Source organism: Synergistes jonesii (assembly GCF_000712295.1).
GTDB lineage: Bacteria > Synergistota > Synergistia > Synergistales > Synergistaceae > Synergistes > Synergistes jonesii.
In genome coordinates this window covers 55,122-73,451 of sequence record NZ_JMKI01000004.1, presented here as the reverse complement: position 1 = coordinate 73,451, position 18,330 = coordinate 55,122, and the positions used below count along the sequence as shown (strand labels likewise).

Annotated in this window: 16 protein-coding genes; 4 read left to right on the top strand and 12 right to left on the bottom strand. The window is 55.6% G+C overall.

Annotated features, from left to right (window positions below):
* Window position 1 precedes the first annotated feature (1 nt).
* From EH55_RS01405 to hrcA, 9 genes are all read right to left on the bottom strand, one after another.
* Window positions 2-772, bottom strand: a complete 771-nt coding sequence (locus EH55_RS01405; protein ID WP_037974249.1) for an ABC transporter ATP-binding protein — start codon at window positions 770-772, stop codon at window positions 2-4.
* Window positions 772-1,659 (bottom strand): branched-chain amino acid ABC transporter permease, encoded by an 888-nt coding sequence (locus tag EH55_RS01400; RefSeq protein ID WP_037974248.1) that lies wholly within the window; start codon window positions 1,657-1,659, stop codon window positions 772-774. The genes EH55_RS01405 and EH55_RS01400 overlap by 1 nt, the downstream gene beginning before the upstream one ends.
* Window positions 1,660-1,667: 8 nt before the next feature.
* Window positions 1,668-2,549 carry a branched-chain amino acid ABC transporter permease gene (locus EH55_RS01395; RefSeq protein ID WP_037974247.1) on the bottom strand — a complete coding sequence of 294 codons (882 nt, stop codon included), beginning with the start codon at window positions 2,547-2,549 and terminating at the stop codon, window positions 1,668-1,670.
* A 101-nt stretch (window positions 2,550-2,650) separates the two neighbouring features.
* Window positions 2,651-3,799, bottom strand: coding sequence for an ABC transporter substrate-binding protein (locus EH55_RS01390; protein ID WP_037974246.1), 1,149 nt, complete (start codon window positions 3,797-3,799; stop codon window positions 2,651-2,653).
* Between the two features lie 205 nt (window positions 3,800-4,004).
* Window positions 4,005-6,422, bottom strand: coding sequence for a M14 family zinc carboxypeptidase (locus tag EH55_RS01385; protein ID WP_037974245.1), 2,418 nt, complete (start codon window positions 6,420-6,422; stop codon window positions 4,005-4,007).
* A 572-nt stretch (window positions 6,423-6,994) separates the two neighbouring features.
* A complete protein-coding gene (gene dnaJ / locus EH55_RS01380) occupies window positions 6,995-8,113 on the bottom strand; it encodes a molecular chaperone DnaJ (RefSeq protein WP_037974243.1) in 1,119 nt (372 codons plus the stop codon).
* 168 nt (window positions 8,114-8,281) lie between these two features.
* On the bottom strand, window positions 8,282-10,111 hold the full coding sequence (gene dnaK / locus EH55_RS01375; RefSeq protein WP_037974242.1) for a molecular chaperone DnaK: 1,830 nt from the start codon (window positions 10,109-10,111) through the stop codon (window positions 8,282-8,284).
* Between the two features lie 68 nt (window positions 10,112-10,179).
* Entirely contained in the window at window positions 10,180-10,728 is a 549-nt protein-coding gene (locus EH55_RS01370; RefSeq protein ID WP_051682528.1) for a nucleotide exchange factor GrpE, read from the bottom strand.
* Window positions 10,729-10,742: 14 nt separating this feature from the next.
* A complete protein-coding gene (gene hrcA / locus EH55_RS01365; RefSeq protein ID WP_037974240.1) occupies window positions 10,743-11,747 on the bottom strand; it encodes a heat-inducible transcriptional repressor HrcA in 1,005 nt (334 codons plus the stop codon).
* Window positions 11,748-12,022: 275 nt separating this feature from the next.
* On the opposite strand from hrcA, the gene EH55_RS01355 reads away from it, so the two are divergent.
* Genes EH55_RS01355 through EH55_RS01340 form a run of 4 tightly spaced genes read left to right on the top strand, consistent with a single transcriptional unit; the run spans window position 12,023 to window position 15,170 of the window.
* A complete protein-coding gene (locus tag EH55_RS01355; RefSeq protein WP_037974238.1) occupies window positions 12,023-12,676 on the top strand; it encodes a histidine phosphatase family protein in 654 nt (217 codons plus the stop codon).
* 1 nt (window position 12,677) lies between these two features.
* Window positions 12,678-13,892, top strand: coding sequence for a dihydropteroate synthase (gene folP, locus EH55_RS01350; protein WP_037974236.1), 1,215 nt, complete (start codon window positions 12,678-12,680; stop codon window positions 13,890-13,892).
* On the top strand, window positions 13,885-14,385 hold the full coding sequence (gene folK / locus EH55_RS01345) for a 2-amino-4-hydroxy-6-hydroxymethyldihydropteridine diphosphokinase (RefSeq protein ID WP_037974235.1): 501 nt from the start codon (window positions 13,885-13,887) through the stop codon (window positions 14,383-14,385). The genes folP and folK overlap by 8 nt, the downstream gene beginning before the upstream one ends.
* The gene (locus tag EH55_RS01340; RefSeq protein ID WP_037974233.1) at window positions 14,367-15,170 is read left to right on the top strand and encodes a hypothetical protein; all 804 of its coding nucleotides are present in this window, start codon (window positions 14,367-14,369) and stop codon (window positions 15,168-15,170) included. The genes folK and EH55_RS01340 overlap by 19 nt, the downstream gene beginning before the upstream one ends.
* A gap of 21 nt (window positions 15,171-15,191) precedes the next feature.
* Here EH55_RS01340 and EH55_RS01335 read toward each other — a convergent pair whose 3' ends face one another.
* From EH55_RS01335 to EH55_RS01325, 3 genes are all read right to left on the bottom strand, one after another.
* Window positions 15,192-15,950, bottom strand: coding sequence for a DpnI domain-containing protein (locus EH55_RS01335; RefSeq protein ID WP_037974278.1), 759 nt, complete (start codon window positions 15,948-15,950; stop codon window positions 15,192-15,194).
* A 106-nt stretch (window positions 15,951-16,056) separates the two neighbouring features.
* Window positions 16,057-16,923, bottom strand: a complete 867-nt coding sequence (locus EH55_RS01330; RefSeq protein ID WP_037974277.1) for a MurR/RpiR family transcriptional regulator — start codon at window positions 16,921-16,923, stop codon at window positions 16,057-16,059.
* Window positions 16,924-17,153: 230 nt separating this feature from the next.
* Window positions 17,154-18,308, bottom strand: coding sequence for an oxidoreductase (locus EH55_RS01325; protein ID WP_051682527.1), 1,155 nt, complete (start codon window positions 18,306-18,308; stop codon window positions 17,154-17,156).
* Window positions 18,309-18,330: the final 22 nt, after the last annotated feature.

The window sequence follows — 18,330 nt, the reverse complement described above, 5'->3', positions numbered from 1 at the left end:
GCTATTCCTCCTCTCCGAGGTACGCCTTTAGGACGTCCGGATGATTCTGTATCTGCTCCGGCGTTCCCTCGGCTATCTTTGCGCCGAAGTTCATGCAGACGATGTGCGGGCATATCGCCATCACCACGTCCATATGATGCTCGATGAGCAATATCGTGAGGTCGAAGTCCTTGTGTATCCCTGTGATAAGGACGTTGAGCTGCTCGACCTCGTCGGCGTTCATGCCGGCGGCCGGCTCGTCGAGAAGAAGCAGCTCGGGGCGCAGCGATATCGCACGCGCGATCTCAAGGCGCCTTTGCAGGCCGTAGGGAAGCGTTCCCGCCGCCTGCCCGGCGCGGTCTGCGAGCCCGACGCGGTCGAGAAGCTCCATGCTTTCGGCGCGCGTCTTCGCCTCCATGCCCTTCCAGCGGCCGAGATGAGTCAGAGCCTCGGCGAAGGAATACTGGTAATGCTGCTGCGCCGCCGTCATGACGTTCTCGAGCACGGTCGAGGCGGCGAAGAGGCGCAGATTCTGAAAGGTGCGCGCGATGCCCTTCCTTATGACCTGGTAAGACTTCAGCTTGTTGAGGCTATCTCCTTTAAATGCTATGCTGCCGCTCGTCACGTCGTAAACGCCGGTGACGAGGTTGAATATCGTCGTCTTTCCCGCGCCGTTCGGTCCGATAAGCCCGGCAAGCTCTCCCCTTTCGACCGTAAACGTCATATCCTTGACGGCCTGAACGCCGCCAAATCTTTTGTTGACTTCCTTCAGTTCAAGAAGCGGGGCTGCCATCAGCGGGCCTCCTCTCCGGCGGGCGCCGTCCTTTTGTTCTTCCTTGAGAAAAGTTTTTTGATATAGGAGACCGTCAGCTCGTTCGTGCCCATGATGCCCTCGGGGCGCATTACCATGATGAGTACAAGGACAAGCCCGTAGATGAGCATGCGGTATTGCGATATCGGGCGGAAGAGCTCCGTGACGAGCGTCAGTATCATCGTGCCGATCATGCAGCCGCTCATCGAACCAAGCCCTCCGAAGACGACGATCGAGACGAGCTCCGTCGATTTGGCCATGTCGAACATGACCGGCTGGATGAAGGACATGAAGCCGGCCAGAAGCGCGCCGGACACCCCGCAGTAAAAGCCGGAGATCGCGAGGCTCAGCACGCGGTAATGGGCGGTGTTGAAGCCGAGCAGCGACGCCGCCACATAGTCGTCGCGGCACGCTTTGAAGGCTCGCCCGTATCGGCTGTAGACCAGGAAGAACATCGCTACCGTCATCACAGCCAGAAAGGCGAGCGCCACAGGCATCGACGTGTAGTCCTCTATCCCGGGATAGCCGCGCGCGCCGCGAGTGACGTCGTTCCAGTTCTCGATGATGAGGCGGATAGCTTCGCCGAGTCCGAGGGAGGCTATAGCGTAATAGTCTCCGACGAGCTTCAACGTCGGGATGCCGATCAGGTAGGCCAGTATCATCGCCAGGATTCCGCCGGCCATTATCGCAACTACGAAATTCACTTCATATTCGACAGTAAGTATCGCCGCCGTGTAGGCACCTATCGCCATATATCCGGCGTGCCCGAGCGTGAACACGCCGGTAAAGCCGGTAAAGAGCGACACGCCGAGGGCGGCTATACAGTTGATGGCCAATAGCGTCACTATACCTACGGCATAACCTTCCATCACAGCACCTACACTTTCTCGCCGACGGACTTTCCAAAGAGTCCGGTCGGACGCACGATCAGCGTTATGATGAGTATACCGAAGACGACGAGGTCACGGAACTGGCTGGAGATGAACCCCGCCGTCATCATTTCCGCAAGTCCGAGTATCAGGCTGCCGACGACGGCGCCCGGAAGAGAGCCGAGCCCCCCTATTACCGCCGCGACAAAGGCCTTCGTCGTTATCGCGCCGAGCTGCGGGTAGAGGGTGTAGCGGACGGAAAGGAATATCCCTCCGACGCCGGCGAGAAGCCCGGCGACGAAGAAGACTATCGATATCAGCCTGTTGACGTTGACGCCCATAAGTCCGGCGGTCTTCAGGTTGTAAGAAGCGGCGCGTATCGCGAGCCCCCACTTCGTTTTGACGAGGAAGAGCTGCAGGCCGACGAGGAAGACGACGGCCGTCACGAGCGACAAAATGTCAAACGCGCTCGTGGTCGCTATGCCGAAGAAATTTACCGGGTTAGTCGGAATTACCGGAGGCAGCGCACGGAAGCGTCCTCCTATGGTAACGACGAACAAATTCTCGATCACGATGCTCATGCCCATCGAGGCGATGAGCATATAAAGGGTAATCGGAGTGCGCTCCCTTATCGGACGATAGGCGAGGCGTTCGACGACGATCGCCGAAAGGCCCGCGCCTACGAGAGCGGCAAAAGAGGCAAGCCATATGTTCGCACCGCCCGAGCGAAGCGCGAAATAACAGATATAGCCGCCTATTACAAGAAATCCGCCGTGGGCGAAATTTGAGAAGAGAAGAACGGAGTAGACCAGCGAATAGCCAACTGCAATAAGAGCGTAAACGGAGCCGAGCGAGAGCCCGTTTATAAGCTGCTGGATAAAGGTCTCCAACTGCAACACCTCAGCCTTTCATTATGCCCGCACGTTGCCGGGCTTAAAAAATGCCCAGGGGCGGCAGCAAAGCTGTTCCCTGGGCAAGATACGTTTGAAACTTATTTCGGCTCCACTTTCTTGTAGAACTTCGTGTGAAGGTCGTCGCCGACCTTGAGGATTATGCCGGCCTTGTTGAGCGGATTGTGCGTTTCGGGGTCGATCGTGAGCGTCGCGTGGTGGAGCTTCAGTCCCTTTGTCGCTTCGAGAGCCTTAGCTATCGCGGGGCCTTCGGCCTTGCCGGCGCGCTTGATGGCGTCGATGACCCAGTACATGGCGTCGTAGGCCATCGTTCCGTTTACGAATTCTTTGCAGTCGTCATTGTAGACTTCCTTATAGCGTTTGAATATCGGAGCCATTTCGGGATCCTCGAGGTAAGTGTGGTTGATCCAGTAAGTCCCCTTCATCGCGTCGCCGGCGATCTCGTTCATGAATTCACCGTAGCCGTCCCCGCCTACGATCGTGACGTTAAGTCCGAGTTCCTGGGCCTGTTTGATCGCCAAAGCCATATCCTTGCCCATGCCGGGGAGGAAGAGAAGGTCTGCGCCGGCGTTCTTGATCTTCGTCAGCTGAGCGCGGTAGTCGACGTCAGTCTCGCGGAAGCCTTCGTCGGCGACTACCTTGCCGCCGAGCTTCTCGTAATTCTTGACGAAGAATTCGCGAAGCCCCTGCGCGTAGTCGGAGCCTACGTTATAGAGGATGGCGGCATTCTTTTTGCCGAGGTCGTTGTAGGCAAGGTCGGCGGCAAGGGCTCCCTGATAGGGGTCAGTGAAGCAGATGCGGAACGAATAGTCGCGTACGCGTCCCTTGTTGTCGACCGTCACGAGCGGGTTCGTCCCCACCGTGGAGATCTGCGGCGTTTTGCCCTTTGCGACTATCGGCGCCGTAGCGATGTTGATGCCGCTCGAGTTGGCCCCTACGATTACGCAGACCTTGTCGCTTTCGATCATGCGGCGGACCGCGTTGACCGCGTCTTCGTTGCGCGTCTTCGTGTCGTACGGGATAAGTTCGATCTGGCGCCCGAGAAGGCCGCCCTGAGCGTTGATGTCATTTACGACCATCTTGGCCATGTTGACCTCGGTAATTCCGTACTGCGCATAGTCGCCGGTAAGAGCGGCAAGATAGCCGATCTTGATCGGCTCGGCCGCGAACGCCGCTCCGGCCGCAAAAACCACAACTGCCAATGTTAGTAAAGCTAGCACTTTCTTCAATATAGTGCACCTCCATATTGTATTGGTGTAGCAACAGACTCCTTGCTTATTTTATAATTATTCCAGGCATATGTAAAGGAATTTTGCTATTATTAATTCAGTTAAATTAATTTTTTTGAATTGAACACCGGATAGAGTTCATTTTTCAGATTACAAGTACGCATTCTGAAAAAGAAAAAATGCGTACTTGTAATCTCATGTTATTCTATCTCTTCCTGACCACCAATAGACCAAGCGAAATAAAAAGTAAGGAAATTGGCGCAAACGCTCCAGCGTTGCACCCCCCACTACTGCCAGACGCTTTTTTCTCAGAGGCGGCTATCAATTTGACATTATTACCATCATCGATGAACTCCTCTTTTATCTGGTAACCGTCATCTGACGCTGCAAGTTTCTCATATTTTTTGTCTTTCCAGTTATACGCATACCACTGCGCCTCTCTTAAATCCACATCTCCAGCGCTGTCGGGCATTGTTGCGGTGAACTCTTTACCTTTCAACCACATCCACGCTTTGCTTATGCACAATACGTCCATGCCGAGTTCCGCAGCAATCTCGTCCTTCTCTGCCGCGCTGTATGGGAGCACCCATTCTACCATAGAATTTTCCGTAGCAAGTGGAGCTGTAAGCTGACCGATCGAGTAGCTGTCAAGCTTTTCCGTACCCATGTATCTGTACACGGGATACTCGTCTCCAACATCCGCCTTGAAGAAACCTTCGCTTACCGGGTCTCCTCCGATCTTCGGCATGTCAGTCTTCATGCAAAGGTAATAATTACCATAGTTTCTTAGAGAAAGAGGCTCCAAGGCATATGCCGCATGAGTCGCGCGCACCTGGTCCATATACATGATATATGTATCCTTAGGGAACTTTACCTTTTTCTTAGTCGTTGATACCGCTGTTATTACCTTTGCGTCACTCCAGCCGCTCATTCCCGAAGGAACCAAGTTTGTGTCGCCCACCTTTGCAGACGCCGCATCCACGGTATATGCTTCTACTTCAATCTCGCTCTCCTTATTCAGACGTTCAAAGACGACGCCGGAATGTGCAAGTCTGGCAATTGTGGCATCATTGGCTTTGATTACATACGCCCGCGGTTGAACAACTGAAATATTGGGCGTTCCATTTCTTGAAAGGAACATCTTGCTTTCAAATACTCCTGGCTTTACAGACCATGACATAGTGGCGGCATCCTGAATGGCAGTCAACACTGGGATATTATGCTTAACGCTTTCTTCAGGATAATGGATCGTAAGAACCAGCCTGTTGTCGTCGGCAACTTTTTTGCCGCGGGCCGCCATATCTGCCCGCGCCTGCAATACTGTATCGTAAAATTCATCGGCCCTTTCGTACGCTGTTTTGAGAACCGACTCATATACCGAAACATGTCCTGCGACACGAAGTCCTAAATTCACCCCTATAGCAGGAGTCGTAGACTCTGTCAAAATACTGCAGGCTCCTTTAAGGCCGAAAGACGGATCTGTAATTCCCGTGTCAATCGCCCCGTCAAATGTTTGCAGAGGGACATATTTTTCGCCCCCGTCCGCAGCTGTGACACAGACGATCTCATCGCCACTCTTTGCTCTTACGTCGGCAGAAACATAGCCACGCAGTCCTACTACTCTACCAGGGGTTTCTCCGGGAGGGGTGGTAGAAGTCTGCGTATACCATGCCCAGTTCAACCCTCTGTCTTCCACGTTTTTGTGATACGCTGGTTCAAACACGTCGGTTATATATTTCTTCAGTTTTTCCGGGTGATTGTAAATCGGGGCTATAAGAGTGGCGATGTCATATCCGCTCCAGTCTATCGTCAATCTTGTAGATTCTCCTTTAACATAGCCCGTTCCCGTCGTAAATCCCATCTCGTGGGCATCACCGAAGAAGAAAGGTTCGTATTCATTGACAAGTCTGTGCATCGTTCTTGTTATCGCGGACTCAAAGCCCTGATTGTCGCGGTTCTGGTCTATGTTGATACGGTAGCGGTAAGAATTTGTCCCGCGCTGGTTTCTCCATGCACCGTCGACATTATACCGAGGAACAATGACCACAGATATCTTTTCCAGCAGATAGTTCAAATCACCCTCCGCCAACCGTTTAGCAAGGACCTGCATCGCGTCTCCGCCACTTGATTCGCCGCCGTGTATTTGACCTTGCAGCCATATTACCGGTTTTTTCAGCGCCTTTACCTCATTCGGTGAGAATACCGGAGGATCGCTGAAGACAAGAAGCGGTAGCTTAAACGACCCGTCGGAGACAGAGGCCACGCCTTCAGCCTTTCCATAGCTTGGAAATTCGCCGATTATCTTCCAGCGTAAATTTTTCGGTGAAAGCGAAGCGATATAGCCAATAAGCTCATCCTGCGTCGCCTGATAGGCTTTTTCACCCAGCACACTGCTGCTCTTGCCGTTCGTTACCCTCGGCAAAAAACTAAAGTCAAATTTAGTCGCCTCAAATTTCTTATCATGGTAGCTTCTAAGATATTCTGGGTAGTCCAAATTAGCTCTGTTAACCCCACCCCATGGAATCTCAGGAGGATCCGCTAAGGATATAGAAGGCAGAACAAACAGCAAAACCAATACTAGGAGCCACGTTCTGAGAGAAATCTCATTAAGTTTCCTTTTCATTACTAAGTTCCCCCTTCAGGATGTTTAAATCTCCGATCGACCAATAACAGCGCAGTATTTAAGAAATTACACCTCCTTTATACAAATGGGCTAAGTAATTTCGACAAAACATTTTCGCCAGCGTCTCTCTGACATTGTAGCGAAATCATTAAAGCCGCAATCTTAGTCCATTGATACTACAATAATATGAGTTTTTTTATTCTAATGCCTAACATCATACGACGTCAATAGTTAGAGTGGAAAAATTGTAATTGTTATTTTTATTTATTAAAAATAATAAACTAAACGTTTTAATATGCTTAGTTTATATTGATATTTACAAAAACTATTTCTTTTTTCTAATAACTTTCAAACACGGCCGCTTAGTCTTCAAACACTATTTAAGCCTTCCAACGGCATAGTTTTTCAGCTATATGGGGTAGAGTACTATTCTTTCACAAAATAATCGGGACGCAAAAAAATTTCCGCAGAGTATGTCTGCGGAAATGCAATTTTTCATTTTTTACAATGTAGAGGTTCAAACATAAGAAACATACTATTTCTTAAAGTTCACTCAGTCGCGCAAAGCGCGTCTATCCCGCCGTCTCCACGCCGCTTTCCTTCGCCAGCTCTTTCAGCAGTTTACGCTCCTTCTGCGTCAGGGTCCTCGGGACTTTTATCTTTACGAGTATGTTCATGTCGCCGTTTCCCTTCGTCTTCAGGCGCGGCATTCCGCGCCCTCTGATGCGCAGTTTGGAGCCCGCCTGGGTGCCGGCCGGTATGTCGAGCTTCTCTATGCCGTCGAAGGTCTCCACCTTTACTTCGCAGCCGAGCGCGGCCTGCGGAAAGGTTATCTCAACGGTCGTGTTGAGGTCGTCGTCCCTGCGCGTGAATCTCGCGTCGGGCATGACTTCGGTCAAAATAAAGAGGTCGCCGGAAGGGCCGCCGTTCACGCCAGCCTCGCCCTTACTCGATACACGCAGGCGCATTCCGTTGTCGGCTCCGGCAGGTATTTTGACATCTACCGTGGCCGTGCGCCTGACGCGTCCCTTGCCGCGACATTCGGTGCATACCTTATCGACGGTCTTGCCCTTGCCGCGGCAGGTCGGGCATGTGCCGGACTGCTGCATCTGTCCGAACGGCGTGTTGACGACCTGGAAGATCTGGCCGCTGCCGTGGCAGGTCGGACAAACGTTGACGCTGCTGCCCGGCTCCGCGCCGCTACCACCGCAGCGCCTGCATGTATCGAGGCGCGGGATTTCCAGCTTGCGCGTAACTCCTCTGTAAGCCTCTTCGAGCGTCAGCCTTACCGTCGCCTCAAGGTCGGCGCCGCGCCTCGGCGCGTTCGGGTTCGCCGAACGCCTGCGGCCGCCGAAGCCTCCGCCGAATAGATTGCCGAAGAGATCGCCTATATCCTCCTGGGTGAAGGTCTGCCCCTGACCTCCGAAGCCGCCAAAGCCTCCGAAGCCCTCGGGCGGCATGTCGCCGACATAGCCGAACTGGTCGTACTGCGCGCGTTTCTTAGGATCGCTCAGGACCTCGTTCGCCTCATTTATCTCTTTATATTTGGCTTCCGCCTCTTTGTCGCCCGGGTTTGCGTCCGGATGATATTTCCTCGTCAGCGTACGGTAAGCCTTCTTTATGTCGTCAGCCGATGCTTCCCGGCTAACGCCCAATATTTCGTAATAGTCCTTTTTACCGGGAGCAGCCATCAGCGCCTCACCTCTCAATAAAATTTACGCATTTACAGCAACGGATTATACAACAGGGCGGCTATTTGTCAAGATTAGTTAAAAATCTGGGAGAGCCGCCTGCGCCGCATATCTCACTAATATGCCGCAGAGGTATCCTCTGCGGCATACTTGGCTATTTTTTGAGGATTAATTGTCTTCCTCGTGGAATTCTGCGTCTACCGTCTCGCCGTCGCCTCCGTTATCCTGCGGCGGCTGCGGTTGAGCCCCTGCTCCAGGCTGCGTTCCGGCTCCGGCCTTCTGCGCCGCCTGCGCGAGAACGTTCATCACATCCATCAGCTTCTTCGTCTCTTCTTTGATCGCCGAGGAGTCCTCTCCGCCCATCTTTTCGCGGAGCTTGGCTATCTGCTCGTTGACTCTTGCTTGAGCCGCGGGATCAGCGCCGCCTGATTCCTTGACAAGCTTCTCGGATTGGTAAATAACCGACTCCGCTTCGTTGCGAGCTTCGATGAGCTCTTTGCGCTTTTTGTCCGCGCTTTCGTTCACTTCAGCGTCGCGGCGCATCTTCTCGATCTCCTCTTCGGTCAGGCGCGACGACTGTATGGTGATGTGCTGCTCCTTGCCGGTCGCCTTGTCTTTCGCCGTGACGTTCACTATACCGTTTGCGTCGATATCGAACGTTACTTCGATCTGCGGGATACCGCGCGGCGCCGGCTTGATGCCGTCGAGGATGAAGCGCCCGAGCGTTACGTTGTCGCCGGCCATCGCACGCTCGCCCTGCAGCACGTGTATCTCTACCTGCGGCTGGTTGTCCGCCGCCGTCGTGAATACCTGGCTCTTGGAGACGGGGATCGCGGTGTTCTTGTCGATTATCTTCGTGAAGACTCCACCGAGCGTCTCAAGTCCGAGCGAAAGCGGCGTTACGTCGACGAGGACTATCCCCTGCTGTTCGCCGGAGAGGATGGCTCCCTGCAGAGCCGCACCCATTGCGACGCACTCGTCCGGGTTGATGCCCTTTGTCGGCTCTTTGCCCATGATCTCCTGCACAAGCTTCTGGACCATCGGCATACGCGTCGAGCCGCCGACGAGAAGTATCTTGTTGATGTCGGCCGGCGCAAGCCCGGCGTCCTTCATCGCCGTCTTGACGGGCGCTATCGTCTTTTCGAGCAGCGCGTGCGTCAGGTCTTCGAATTTCGCGCGCGTCAGCTTCAGTTCAAGGTGCTTCGGACCGTTGGCGTCTGCAGTGATGAACGGCAGGGAGATCGTCGTTTCCTGCATCGACGAGAGCTCGATCTTCGCCTTTTCGGCCGCTTCGCGCAGACGCTGCGAAGCCATCTTGTCCTTCAGCAGGTCGATGCCGTCGCTCTTTTTGAACTCCGACGCGAGCCATTTGACTATCTCGTTGTCCCAGTCGTCGCCGCCGAGCAGGTTGTCGCCGGCCGTCGAGAGGACTTCGAAAACGCCTTCGCCGACGTCGAGTATCGAAACGTCGAAGGTGCCGCCGCCCAAGTCGTAGACCATTATCTTATGGTCGCCCTTCTCCATGTTGACACCGTAGGCGAGACAGGCCGCCGTCGGCTCGTTGATGATGCGTTTTACGTTGAGCCCGGCGATCGTTCCCGCGTCCTTCGTGGCCTGACGCTGAGCGTCGGTGAAGTAGGCGGGGCACGTGATGACCGCGTCGGTGACCGTCGTGCCGAGATACTCTTCGGCGTCTTTCTTGAGCTTCTGGAGAATCATCGCCGATATCTGCTGCGGCGTGTAGCTCTTGCCGTCTATCGATATCGTCTTGTCGCTGCCCATCGAACGCTTGATCGAAATGACCGTGCGGTCGGGGTTGACTATCGCCTGGCGCTTAGCAAGCTGCCCGACGAGTATTTCGTTGTCCTTAGTGAAGGCCACCACGGACGGCGTGGTGCGCTGCCCTTCTGGGTTCGGTATTACCGTTACGTTGTCCCCCTCTTTTACCGACACGCAGCTGTTCGTAGTTCCAAGGTCTATTCCTATTGTCTTGCTCATAATACACTCCACCTTTTGTGTTTATAAATTTTTAACGGGCGCTGCCGCCCCTTTTGTTTCCTTAATTATCAATTATCCTGTCCGCCGCTGTACTTTCCGACGCGCACCTGCGGCGCTTTCAGCACACGCCCCGCCAGCTTGTAGCCGCGGCAAAGCGCGCCGATTATGTGTCCGTCCCTTGACGCGTCGTCGACCGGCTCCATCGACACAGCTTCGTGAAGCGACGGGTCGAACTCTCCCTCTACCGGGATGAATTCCAGCCCCAGATTGCAGAGGCCATTTTCAAACTGTTTGATGACCATCGCCATCCCCTTTGCCAGGGCGCTTTCCTTATCCGTCACGGCGTCAGCGATTCTTTCGAGGTTTTCAAAGACGGGTATCATTTCTTTCACCGCCTGCTCCGCCGCAAGCTTCGCGTTGATCTCGCGGTCTCTCTCCATCCTCGTGCGCAGGTTGAAATAATCCGCCCTGCCGCGCGCGACCTCCTCCTTTAATTTTTTTACCTCTTCTTTGAGCTCGTCGCACTCGGAAGGACGCTGCTCCGCCTCTTCGGCGGCTTCCAGCACTTCTTCCGTGGCCTGCGGCTCTTCGGCGTTAGGTTTTTTCTGCTCGTCCATATCTATTCTCCTCTTTAGCTCTGGTCGGAGTCCAGCTCCCGCAGCACCCCGTCTATCGCGCTGATAGCTTTTTCGTAATCCATCCTCTCGGGGCCGATGACGCCCACCACGGCCTTCTGCCCCCCGGCCTCGCCCGTCGCGGCCACAAGCGCCGAGCTTTCCATGCCCGGAACGCCGTTTTCTCTGCCTATCATCACGTTCATCTCGTTCATAGAGCAGCGGTTGACGAGAGCCGTCATGCTGCTTTCTTCTTCTATAAAGGAACAGAGAGCCTGAATCTTACCCAGATCCTGAAAATCCTGCAGCTTCATTATGCCACTCAGCGAGCCGGTGAAGATTCTCGTCTTCGGCGCGCAGAGCATTCCGTCTATCGCGGCAAGGGCCCTGCTGCAGGCCTCACGGCAGCTGTTGAGTCCAGCGGTCAGAGAGGTCTTCAGCGAAGCTTTTATCTCGCTCCACGGCCTGCCGGAATAGCGGTTGAGGCCCGCCGCGAGCTTGTCCAGCTCTTCCTGCGGCATGTCCGTCGTCATGTCGATGAACTTCTGATGCACGAGGCCGCCCTGCAAAACGATAAGAAGCAGCACGCGCCTCTCGCCGAGACGGACAAAGCTGACATGCTGGAAGCGTACCGTGTCGAGCGGCGTGATCGCGGCGATGCCGACATAATCGGATACGCGGCTCAGCATCTCGGAGGCCAGCTCCAGCATTTTGCCGAGCCCCTGCCTGTGCTCCATCATTTTCTGCAACAGCTTCACAGACGGGCCGGCGCTACTCATGCGCTGGAGCACCGAGTCGACGTAGAGCCTGTATCCCTGAGTCGTCGGGATGCGTCCGGAGGACGCGTGGGTCTGCGTCAGGAAGCCCATGTCCTCAAGGTCGGACATCTCGTTCCTTATCGTAGCGGAGCTGCGCCCCGTGAGGTAGCGGCGCGAAACGGTACGCGAACCGACGGTCTCGCCGCTCTTTATGTACTCGTACACTACGGAGAGGACGACTTCCAACTGTCTTTCCGTGATCATTCCGCCTCACCTTCCGTATCGTCTGCCTCTATTTGTTAGCACTCGATGACATCGAGTGCCAACACCCCAACGACAAGTAAATAATAATCGTCATAATGGCTTTTGTCAATACAGGTCAAAAAAATTTTTGCGGATTTTCTCGCCGGAATTTTTTTCGCGCGGCGCGCTGCGCGGTTTTCTTCGCCGGTGTTTGATGTATAATAAAAAAATGTTTTGCGGCAGACGCGCCGCATTGTTTTTTTATCCGCGCGCCGCCGCGGCGGGAGTGACAACTTTTGAACAAAGACGGAGACAAGACATTCATATATCTGATTCGCCACGGCGAGTGCGCCGGCAACAAAGAAAGGCGCATCCGCGGCTGCATAGATTTCCCCCTGAACGACAACGGGCTTATGCAGGCGCACGCGCTGGCGTCGGCCCTCAAGGATAAGGGCATCGAATATATTTATTCGAGCCCGCTTTCGCGCGCGACGACGACAGCGAAGATTCTCGGAGACGCGATCGGCCTGCCCTACGAAACGCGCGACGGCTTCTGCAACATACACATCGGCGCATGGGAAAACAGAATAAAAGCCGAGCTCGCAGTCGAACAGCCCGAGCTGTGGCATACGTGGCTCACGCAGCCGGAGGAGTGGAAGCTCGAAGGCGCGGAGACTCTCGACCAGGTACGCGACAGGGCCCTCACCGATCTCAATAAAATAATAGAAGAGCGCCGAGGCAGCACGATCGCGCTCATCGCGCATAGAGGCGTGCTCAAGCCGCTCATCGGCGGCGCGCTCGGCATCCGCCGTCCGTCGTACTGGAGGATACATTTCGACACCGCTTCATACAGCCTGCTGACCTTCGACTCGCTTCACGGCTACTGCCTAATGGGGCTGAATTTCACAGAGCATCTGGCGGGACTTCCCATCGTTCAGGAGTTTGATTGATATGCAGGCGCATTTGATTCGCTTAGGAGACAAAAAAGAGCTCGAACAGGCTGCGGTAAAGATCGGCTGCGGCGAGGGATCGCTGAGCTATTTCGACGCGCGCCGCGAAATGCTTCAGATATACGTGACTGGAGCGCCGTCGCCGGCCGCCGCCGTCATCAAGCAGGAGATGCTTTCGCGCGGCGGGGATGCGGCCGTCCACGCACAGGTCATAACCTGCGGCGTCAAGGAAAGCGACGTGATAATTTTCGGCACGGCCAAGCAGCTCGGCTTCCTCGCTGAGAAGCTGGAAAAGATGCCGTGGTGGAAGCTGCCGGAGCTCGCGGCGGACATCCGTTCCCTCGTAGCGCCCTTCGAGCCGCGCAGGGTGGAAACGCCCTGCGGCGCAGAGCTCTCGTTTGGATCGAGAATGCTGCTGATGGGGATAATCAACCTTACCGACGATTCCTTCTTCGCCGGCAGCCGCTGCGGAGACGACGTTTCGCAGGCGCTGCGCCGCGCGCTGAAAATGGCCGAGGAGGGCGCTGACATACTGGACCTCGGCGCCGAATCGACGCGCCCGGGCTCCGGACGCGTTCCGGAGGAGGAGGAGATGTCGCGCATCTCAGCCGCCGTCAGGGCGATAAGAAAAGAGCTGCCGAAAATGCCGCTTTCTATAGACACGACCCGTTCGTCGACGGCGCGCGCGGCGCTCGCCGAAGGCGCGGATCTCATAAACGACATCTCGGGGCTGCAGTTCGACGAAAAGATCGCGGAGGCCGCCGCCGAAGGGCGCGCGCTGCTCTGCGTGATGCATACGCGCGGCACGCCGCAGAACATGCAGGAACAGTGCGGCTACGAAGACCTCATATCCGACGTCTGCCAATTCCTGCGCGGCGCGGCGCGCAAAGCGATCGACTCCGGCGTCGAAAAAGAAAAGATAATAATCGACCCCGGCATCGGCTTCGCGAAAAATTACAATCAAAACCTTATGATCCTGCGCCACTGCGAAAGCTTCAAGGCGCTTGGCTATCCTCTGCTGATCGGAGCGTCGCGCAAAAGATTCGTGGGCGCCGCGACAAAAAAGGAAACTCCGGCCGAACGCTTAGCCGGCACGCTTGCCGTGACGGCGCTCTGCGCCGCGGCCCGCGCCGATATAATCAGAGTCCACGACGTAAAGGAGAACAAAGAGGCTATAATGATGGCGGAAGCCATTATTGGAGCGGACTATGAGTGAGCACGCGGTAACCCTCTCTCTCGGCTCCAACCTAGGGAACAGGCTGGGGATGCTGAGGAGCGCGCTGGCGAAGCTCGAAGAGGGAGGCGTGACGATAACCGCAGCGAGCCGCGTCTGCGAGACGAAGCCGTGGGGCGTGACGGAGCAGCCTCTCTTCCTCAACATCTGCGCCAAGGCGCTTACGAGGCTCGCGGCGGAAGATTTGTTATTTCTGCTTAAAAAGACCGAGGCGGAGCTCGGGCGCTCTGCGGGAGAAAGATGGGGGCCGCGGGAGATCGACATCGACATAATATTTTTCGACTCGCTCCGCTTCGAAAGCGAAGAAATGGCGATCCCGCATCCGCGCATGCACGAGCGCGGCTTCGTGCTCGCGCCGCTCGCCGAGATCGCACCGGACGACGTTCACCCCGTCCTTAAAAAAAGCGTAAAGGAGCTGTATGACGCGCTCCCAGATTCTGAAAAGGAGGGTATGACGTGGATAACGAAAATATAAAAAATATCCCCGCCTTCGCCGGCGGCAAAAAGCTCGGGATGCTCTTCCTGCCGCTGATGCTGGCAGCCGCGGCCTTCATACTGATCGCCGCGCCGGCCGAGGAAGGCAGCGATAAAAACGTAAGCCTGCGCACGTTCGAGGTACCGGGCTTTCCGATGATTCTCGTCCTCGAACAGGAGGCCGGAACGATAAATTCGGCGTGGCTCAGGACGCCGGCCGGAGCGCGGGGCCTCGAAAGGCTCGAGGGGCTTTCGTTCATTTCCGAAAACGCGATACTTTCAAAGGTCGATCAGGATTCAAAGGACGACCTTCTGTGGAATCTTTCCTTCATGAACTTCGAGGGCAGCGGGACACATCTGTGGATAGGCATGACGACCCAGTCACCACACGTTTTCGTGACCTCCGCGCCCTTCCAGTACACGAGATGGCACGCGCTGCCGGCGAAGATCGAAGTGCCTAAGGGCACGAGCATATACATAGCGCCCGCCGCGCCATTCTACAAGCTTCTTGAAAAGCAGTACGGCGGTACGGAAAGCTATTCATTCATATATACGATAATGATGACGCCCGAGGGGCCGGCGTTCGTCCCCGTGCCCTCAGTCTACGGACAACTCTCCGTGCTGCTCAGAGCCGGTATGCACGGTGAAACGTCGCCGAACAAAAGGATGGCCTACGTCAAGATGCTGACGGAGTTCAACCGCTTAGCCGAAGGCAAAGCCCCGCAGGCCGATACGCTGCTGAATTTCCCCATGGAAAAAATAGAAACTCTGTCGTGGAAAAAATAAAAAATACCTTGCACGCGCCGGTTATAGCCTGCGGTAGCGACCCCCGCCAAGGAATTCTATGAAGCCCTTGTCGCGCAGAAGCTGAAGCTGCTGTCTGATTTTGGCTTCGACGTTGTTGTTCTCCGCGTGTTTCGCTTTCAGCGCTTCTGAAAATTTATATATGTCTTTCAGGGCGAACTCTTCGCCAACGCCGTTCACGCACGACAGGACGTCAAGCAGCCACCCGCGTTTCTTTATATCCTTCGTCTCAAGCGGCTTTATCCTCCGATAGCTTTCGAGGACGAAGCCCTTATCCGTTTCGTAGCCCTCTTTTATAATGCTGATTCTGCCGTCCGGCGGAATCTTGGAATAGAGGATGTTGCTCCCTTCCCATCCACCGCGGCGTGCGTTCTTTGAAAGGGCTTTTCTTCTTTCGATCACGGAAGGGACAAAAAAGAATTTCGGAACGAATACGAGCTCTGAGACAATCAGGCCGCAATAGCGCAGCACAAGCAAGTTCGGGTTTGAGCTGCAGTTTATCCTTTCGATCGCGGAAGCGTACGCGCCGTCGACTATCTTTCTGCCGATGTTTCCGCCCTTGCTCTTCAGCTCGTATTCCTCGCCGCACTCATCGCAGAAAAAATCCGCGACGCGCCTGTTGTTTTCAAAACGCTGCAACTTCTCTCCCCCGCAGCAAGGACAGTACAAATTATCCGAGCCCCATGCTTCGCTCATGACCCGTATCTGCTGCGAACGGCTTTTGTAATTCTGCGCAAGCTTCGCATCAAAGCTGAGATTCATAATCAAATCCACGCGCCGGGCGTTCATCCGCCGGCGCCCCGCAAAAAAGTGCGGCGCGGCCACAACGGCTGCGCCGTCTTCTGAATGTGCGCCGTCAAAAAAAGAATTAATATTTCAGTCCGAAGATCGGGTGGAAGATTCTTTCGTCGTGCAGGAAGTTTGCCTGCTCCTCGAAAGAACGCTTCGCCGCCGCGCCCAACGACACGGCGAGAGCCGACGTCAGCACGTGCGTCAGGAATATCGGACCGATTATGCTGCTGCCGAAGGTCGGGCTGTTCGCCGAGACGTTGAGCTGCAAATCGGCGAAACGGCAGACCGGAGCCGCGGCGCTGTCCGTCAGCGTTATGACCTTCGCGCCGTTTCTGTGAGCTATCTCGACGGATTCCGTGACTTCCACAGCGTAGCTCGGAAGCTCGCAGACGATCACGACGTCGCCCTTGCGCACGCCGCGCACCTGCTCCCAGAGCGACAGGCCTCCGCGGCGGCAGAGTATCGCGCGGCAGCCCATGACCGTCAGGCGTATCTGCATCAGCTCCATTACAAGCGAGGAGATGCCCCAGCCTATGCAGTAGATGTTGTTCGCGCCTTTGATCAGCTCGTTGAAGCGCTCGGTGTCGTTTGGCGACATCTGCGCCATCGTGTCGTCGAGGTTGGCGTGCTCCGCCTTGAAAACGCTTTCCGGGAACGAATCGTTAGAATTCACCGCTCTGGCGAGAAGCGCCGCGGGGTTGATCTGTTCGAGGATCGTCTTCTGCATGCAGGCCTTCAGTTCGGCGTATCCGGTAAAGCCGAGCATCTGAGCCACGCGCACGAGCTGGGCCTTCGAGACCTTCAGTTCGTCCGCAATATCGCCTATAGAGCGGAACGACGCCTCGCGCATGTTCGTCAGAAGATATTCCGCTACGCGGCGCGCCTTGTTCGGCATCGTGTGCGCCTTTTCCATCAAAATGGTCTGGAGCTGCGTGCTATCCATCTTATCCATACAAATACACTCCTTAATTTTTGGCTTCTCCCGTTTTGCATATTCGTTTTATTAAAAATTTTACATGAATTTTAGTTTGTTTATGCTCATCTGTCAACCGCGGTCAAGTTTATTTTATGCAAGTTCATTATAGAGAGATAGCATTGCAATACGTTAAAGCCATGCCGCACGGCTTTACGCAAGCGCGCGCCGAGGCGGGCAAGCCGCTTTCCTTCGCGCGCTTAAAGCGGATCCCAGTCCCCTTCCTGACGGTCGCGCATGATCGGACAGTCTATCGCGCCGTACTCCGAGGTCCTGAAGCAGGCGTTGCAGGAGACGCAGGCCGAGGGGCGCGCGTCATCCTCGGCCCAGCGGTTTATCAAGTCCGGCTCCGCTATGAACGGACGGCTCATTCCGAAGAGGTCGGCCGTCCCGTCGTCGAGCAGTGCGGCGATGACGGGCAGCGAACGCAGCCCGCCGGTGAGGAGAACCAGAGAATTCTTAGGCGCCTTTGATCTTATTTCGGCCGCGTATTTCGCAAAGGGAGCCTCCGATTCGCCGGAGGAGACTCCGACGACCGAGGGCGCGTGCTGCGGCTTCGAGTAGCCCGTGCCGGAGGAGACTTCGAGCACGTCAACGCCGTCCGCTAAGAGAGTGAGCGCCGCTCCTATCCCCTCCTCCGCTCCGTAGCCCCCATCCGCGCCTTCTACAGCGCTCAGCTTGAGCCAAACTGAAAAGTCCTCTCCTACCGCGCCGCGCACGGCGGAATAGACCTCGCGCATCGCGCGGAGGCGGTTCTCGAACGAGCCGCCGTATTCGTCCGTCCTTTTGTTGATCAGCGGCGACATGAACTGCGTCAGCAGAAAGCCGTGCGCTCCGTGAATCTCAACGCCGTCGGCTCCGCCATCCATCGCCCTCTTCGCCGCCGCGGCAAAGTCGCGGCAGACTTTTTTTATATCTTCGAGCGTCATCGCGGCAGTCTCCGAATCGTTTCCAGGACATCTTCCGCCGCTCGGCGAATAGGGGCGCGCGCCCTCCTTCGCTTCCGCGGCGCAGCCGGCGTGGCATATCTGGACGATCAGCTTCGAGCCGGCCCCGTGTATCGCGTCGGCCAGCGCGCGCACTTCCGGGAGCGCGTCGTCGCCGTCGATTCCCCACTGCTTGTCGAGAGCCCTGCCCTCGGGGCTTATGTATGCGAATTCCGAGATCACCGTTCCGGCCCCCCCGGCCGCGGCTTCGACCTGCCGCGATATCGAAGCGGACGTCGCTCGCCCGTCGCCGCGGCACGCGGCAAGCCAGGTCGCCGCCCTCACGAAACGGTTCCTCACAGGAAAAATTTTATTCTCAAACGGCATAAAAAGTTTCATTATCTTTTCCCGTTCGTCTGTCTCTTTCATTCAAAACATCCTTTGCTGTATT

What these genes read in the sequence shown, in the direction of transcription:
- EH55_RS01335 (WP_037974278.1), bottom strand. Translation starts at nt 15,950, where the DNA reads ATGAATCTCAGCTTTGATGCGAAGCTTGCGCAGAATTACAAAAGCCGT.
- EH55_RS01330 (WP_037974277.1), bottom strand. Translation starts at nt 16,923, where the DNA reads ATGGATAGCACGCAGCTCCAGACCATTTTGATGGAAAAGGCGCACACG.
- EH55_RS01325 (WP_051682527.1), bottom strand. Translation starts at nt 18,308, where the DNA reads ATGAAAGAGACAGACGAACGGGAAAAGATAATGAAACTTTTTATGCCG.
- dnaJ (WP_037974243.1), bottom strand. Translation starts at nt 8,113, where the DNA reads ATGGCTGCTCCCGGTAAAAAGGACTATTACGAAATATTGGGCGTTAGC.
- folP (WP_037974236.1), top strand. Translation starts at nt 12,678, where the DNA reads ATGCAGGCGCATTTGATTCGCTTAGGAGACAAAAAAGAGCTCGAACAG.
- EH55_RS01385 (WP_037974245.1), bottom strand. Translation starts at nt 6,422, where the DNA reads ATGAAAAGGAAACTTAATGAGATTTCTCTCAGAACGTGGCTCCTAGTA.
- folK (WP_037974235.1), top strand. Translation starts at nt 13,885, where the DNA reads ATGAGTGAGCACGCGGTAACCCTCTCTCTCGGCTCCAACCTAGGGAAC.
- EH55_RS01400 (WP_037974248.1), bottom strand. Translation starts at nt 1,659, where the DNA reads ATGGAAGGTTATGCCGTAGGTATAGTGACGCTATTGGCCATCAACTGT.
- EH55_RS01405 (WP_037974249.1), bottom strand. Translation starts at nt 772, where the DNA reads ATGGCAGCCCCGCTTCTTGAACTGAAGGAAGTCAACAAAAGATTTGGC.
- hrcA (WP_037974240.1), bottom strand. Translation starts at nt 11,747, where the DNA reads ATGATCACGGAAAGACAGTTGGAAGTCGTCCTCTCCGTAGTGTACGAG.
- dnaK (WP_037974242.1), bottom strand. Translation starts at nt 10,111, where the DNA reads ATGAGCAAGACAATAGGAATAGACCTTGGAACTACGAACAGCTGCGTG.
- EH55_RS01370 (WP_051682528.1), bottom strand. Translation starts at nt 10,728, where the DNA reads ATGGACGAGCAGAAAAAACCTAACGCCGAAGAGCCGCAGGCCACGGAA.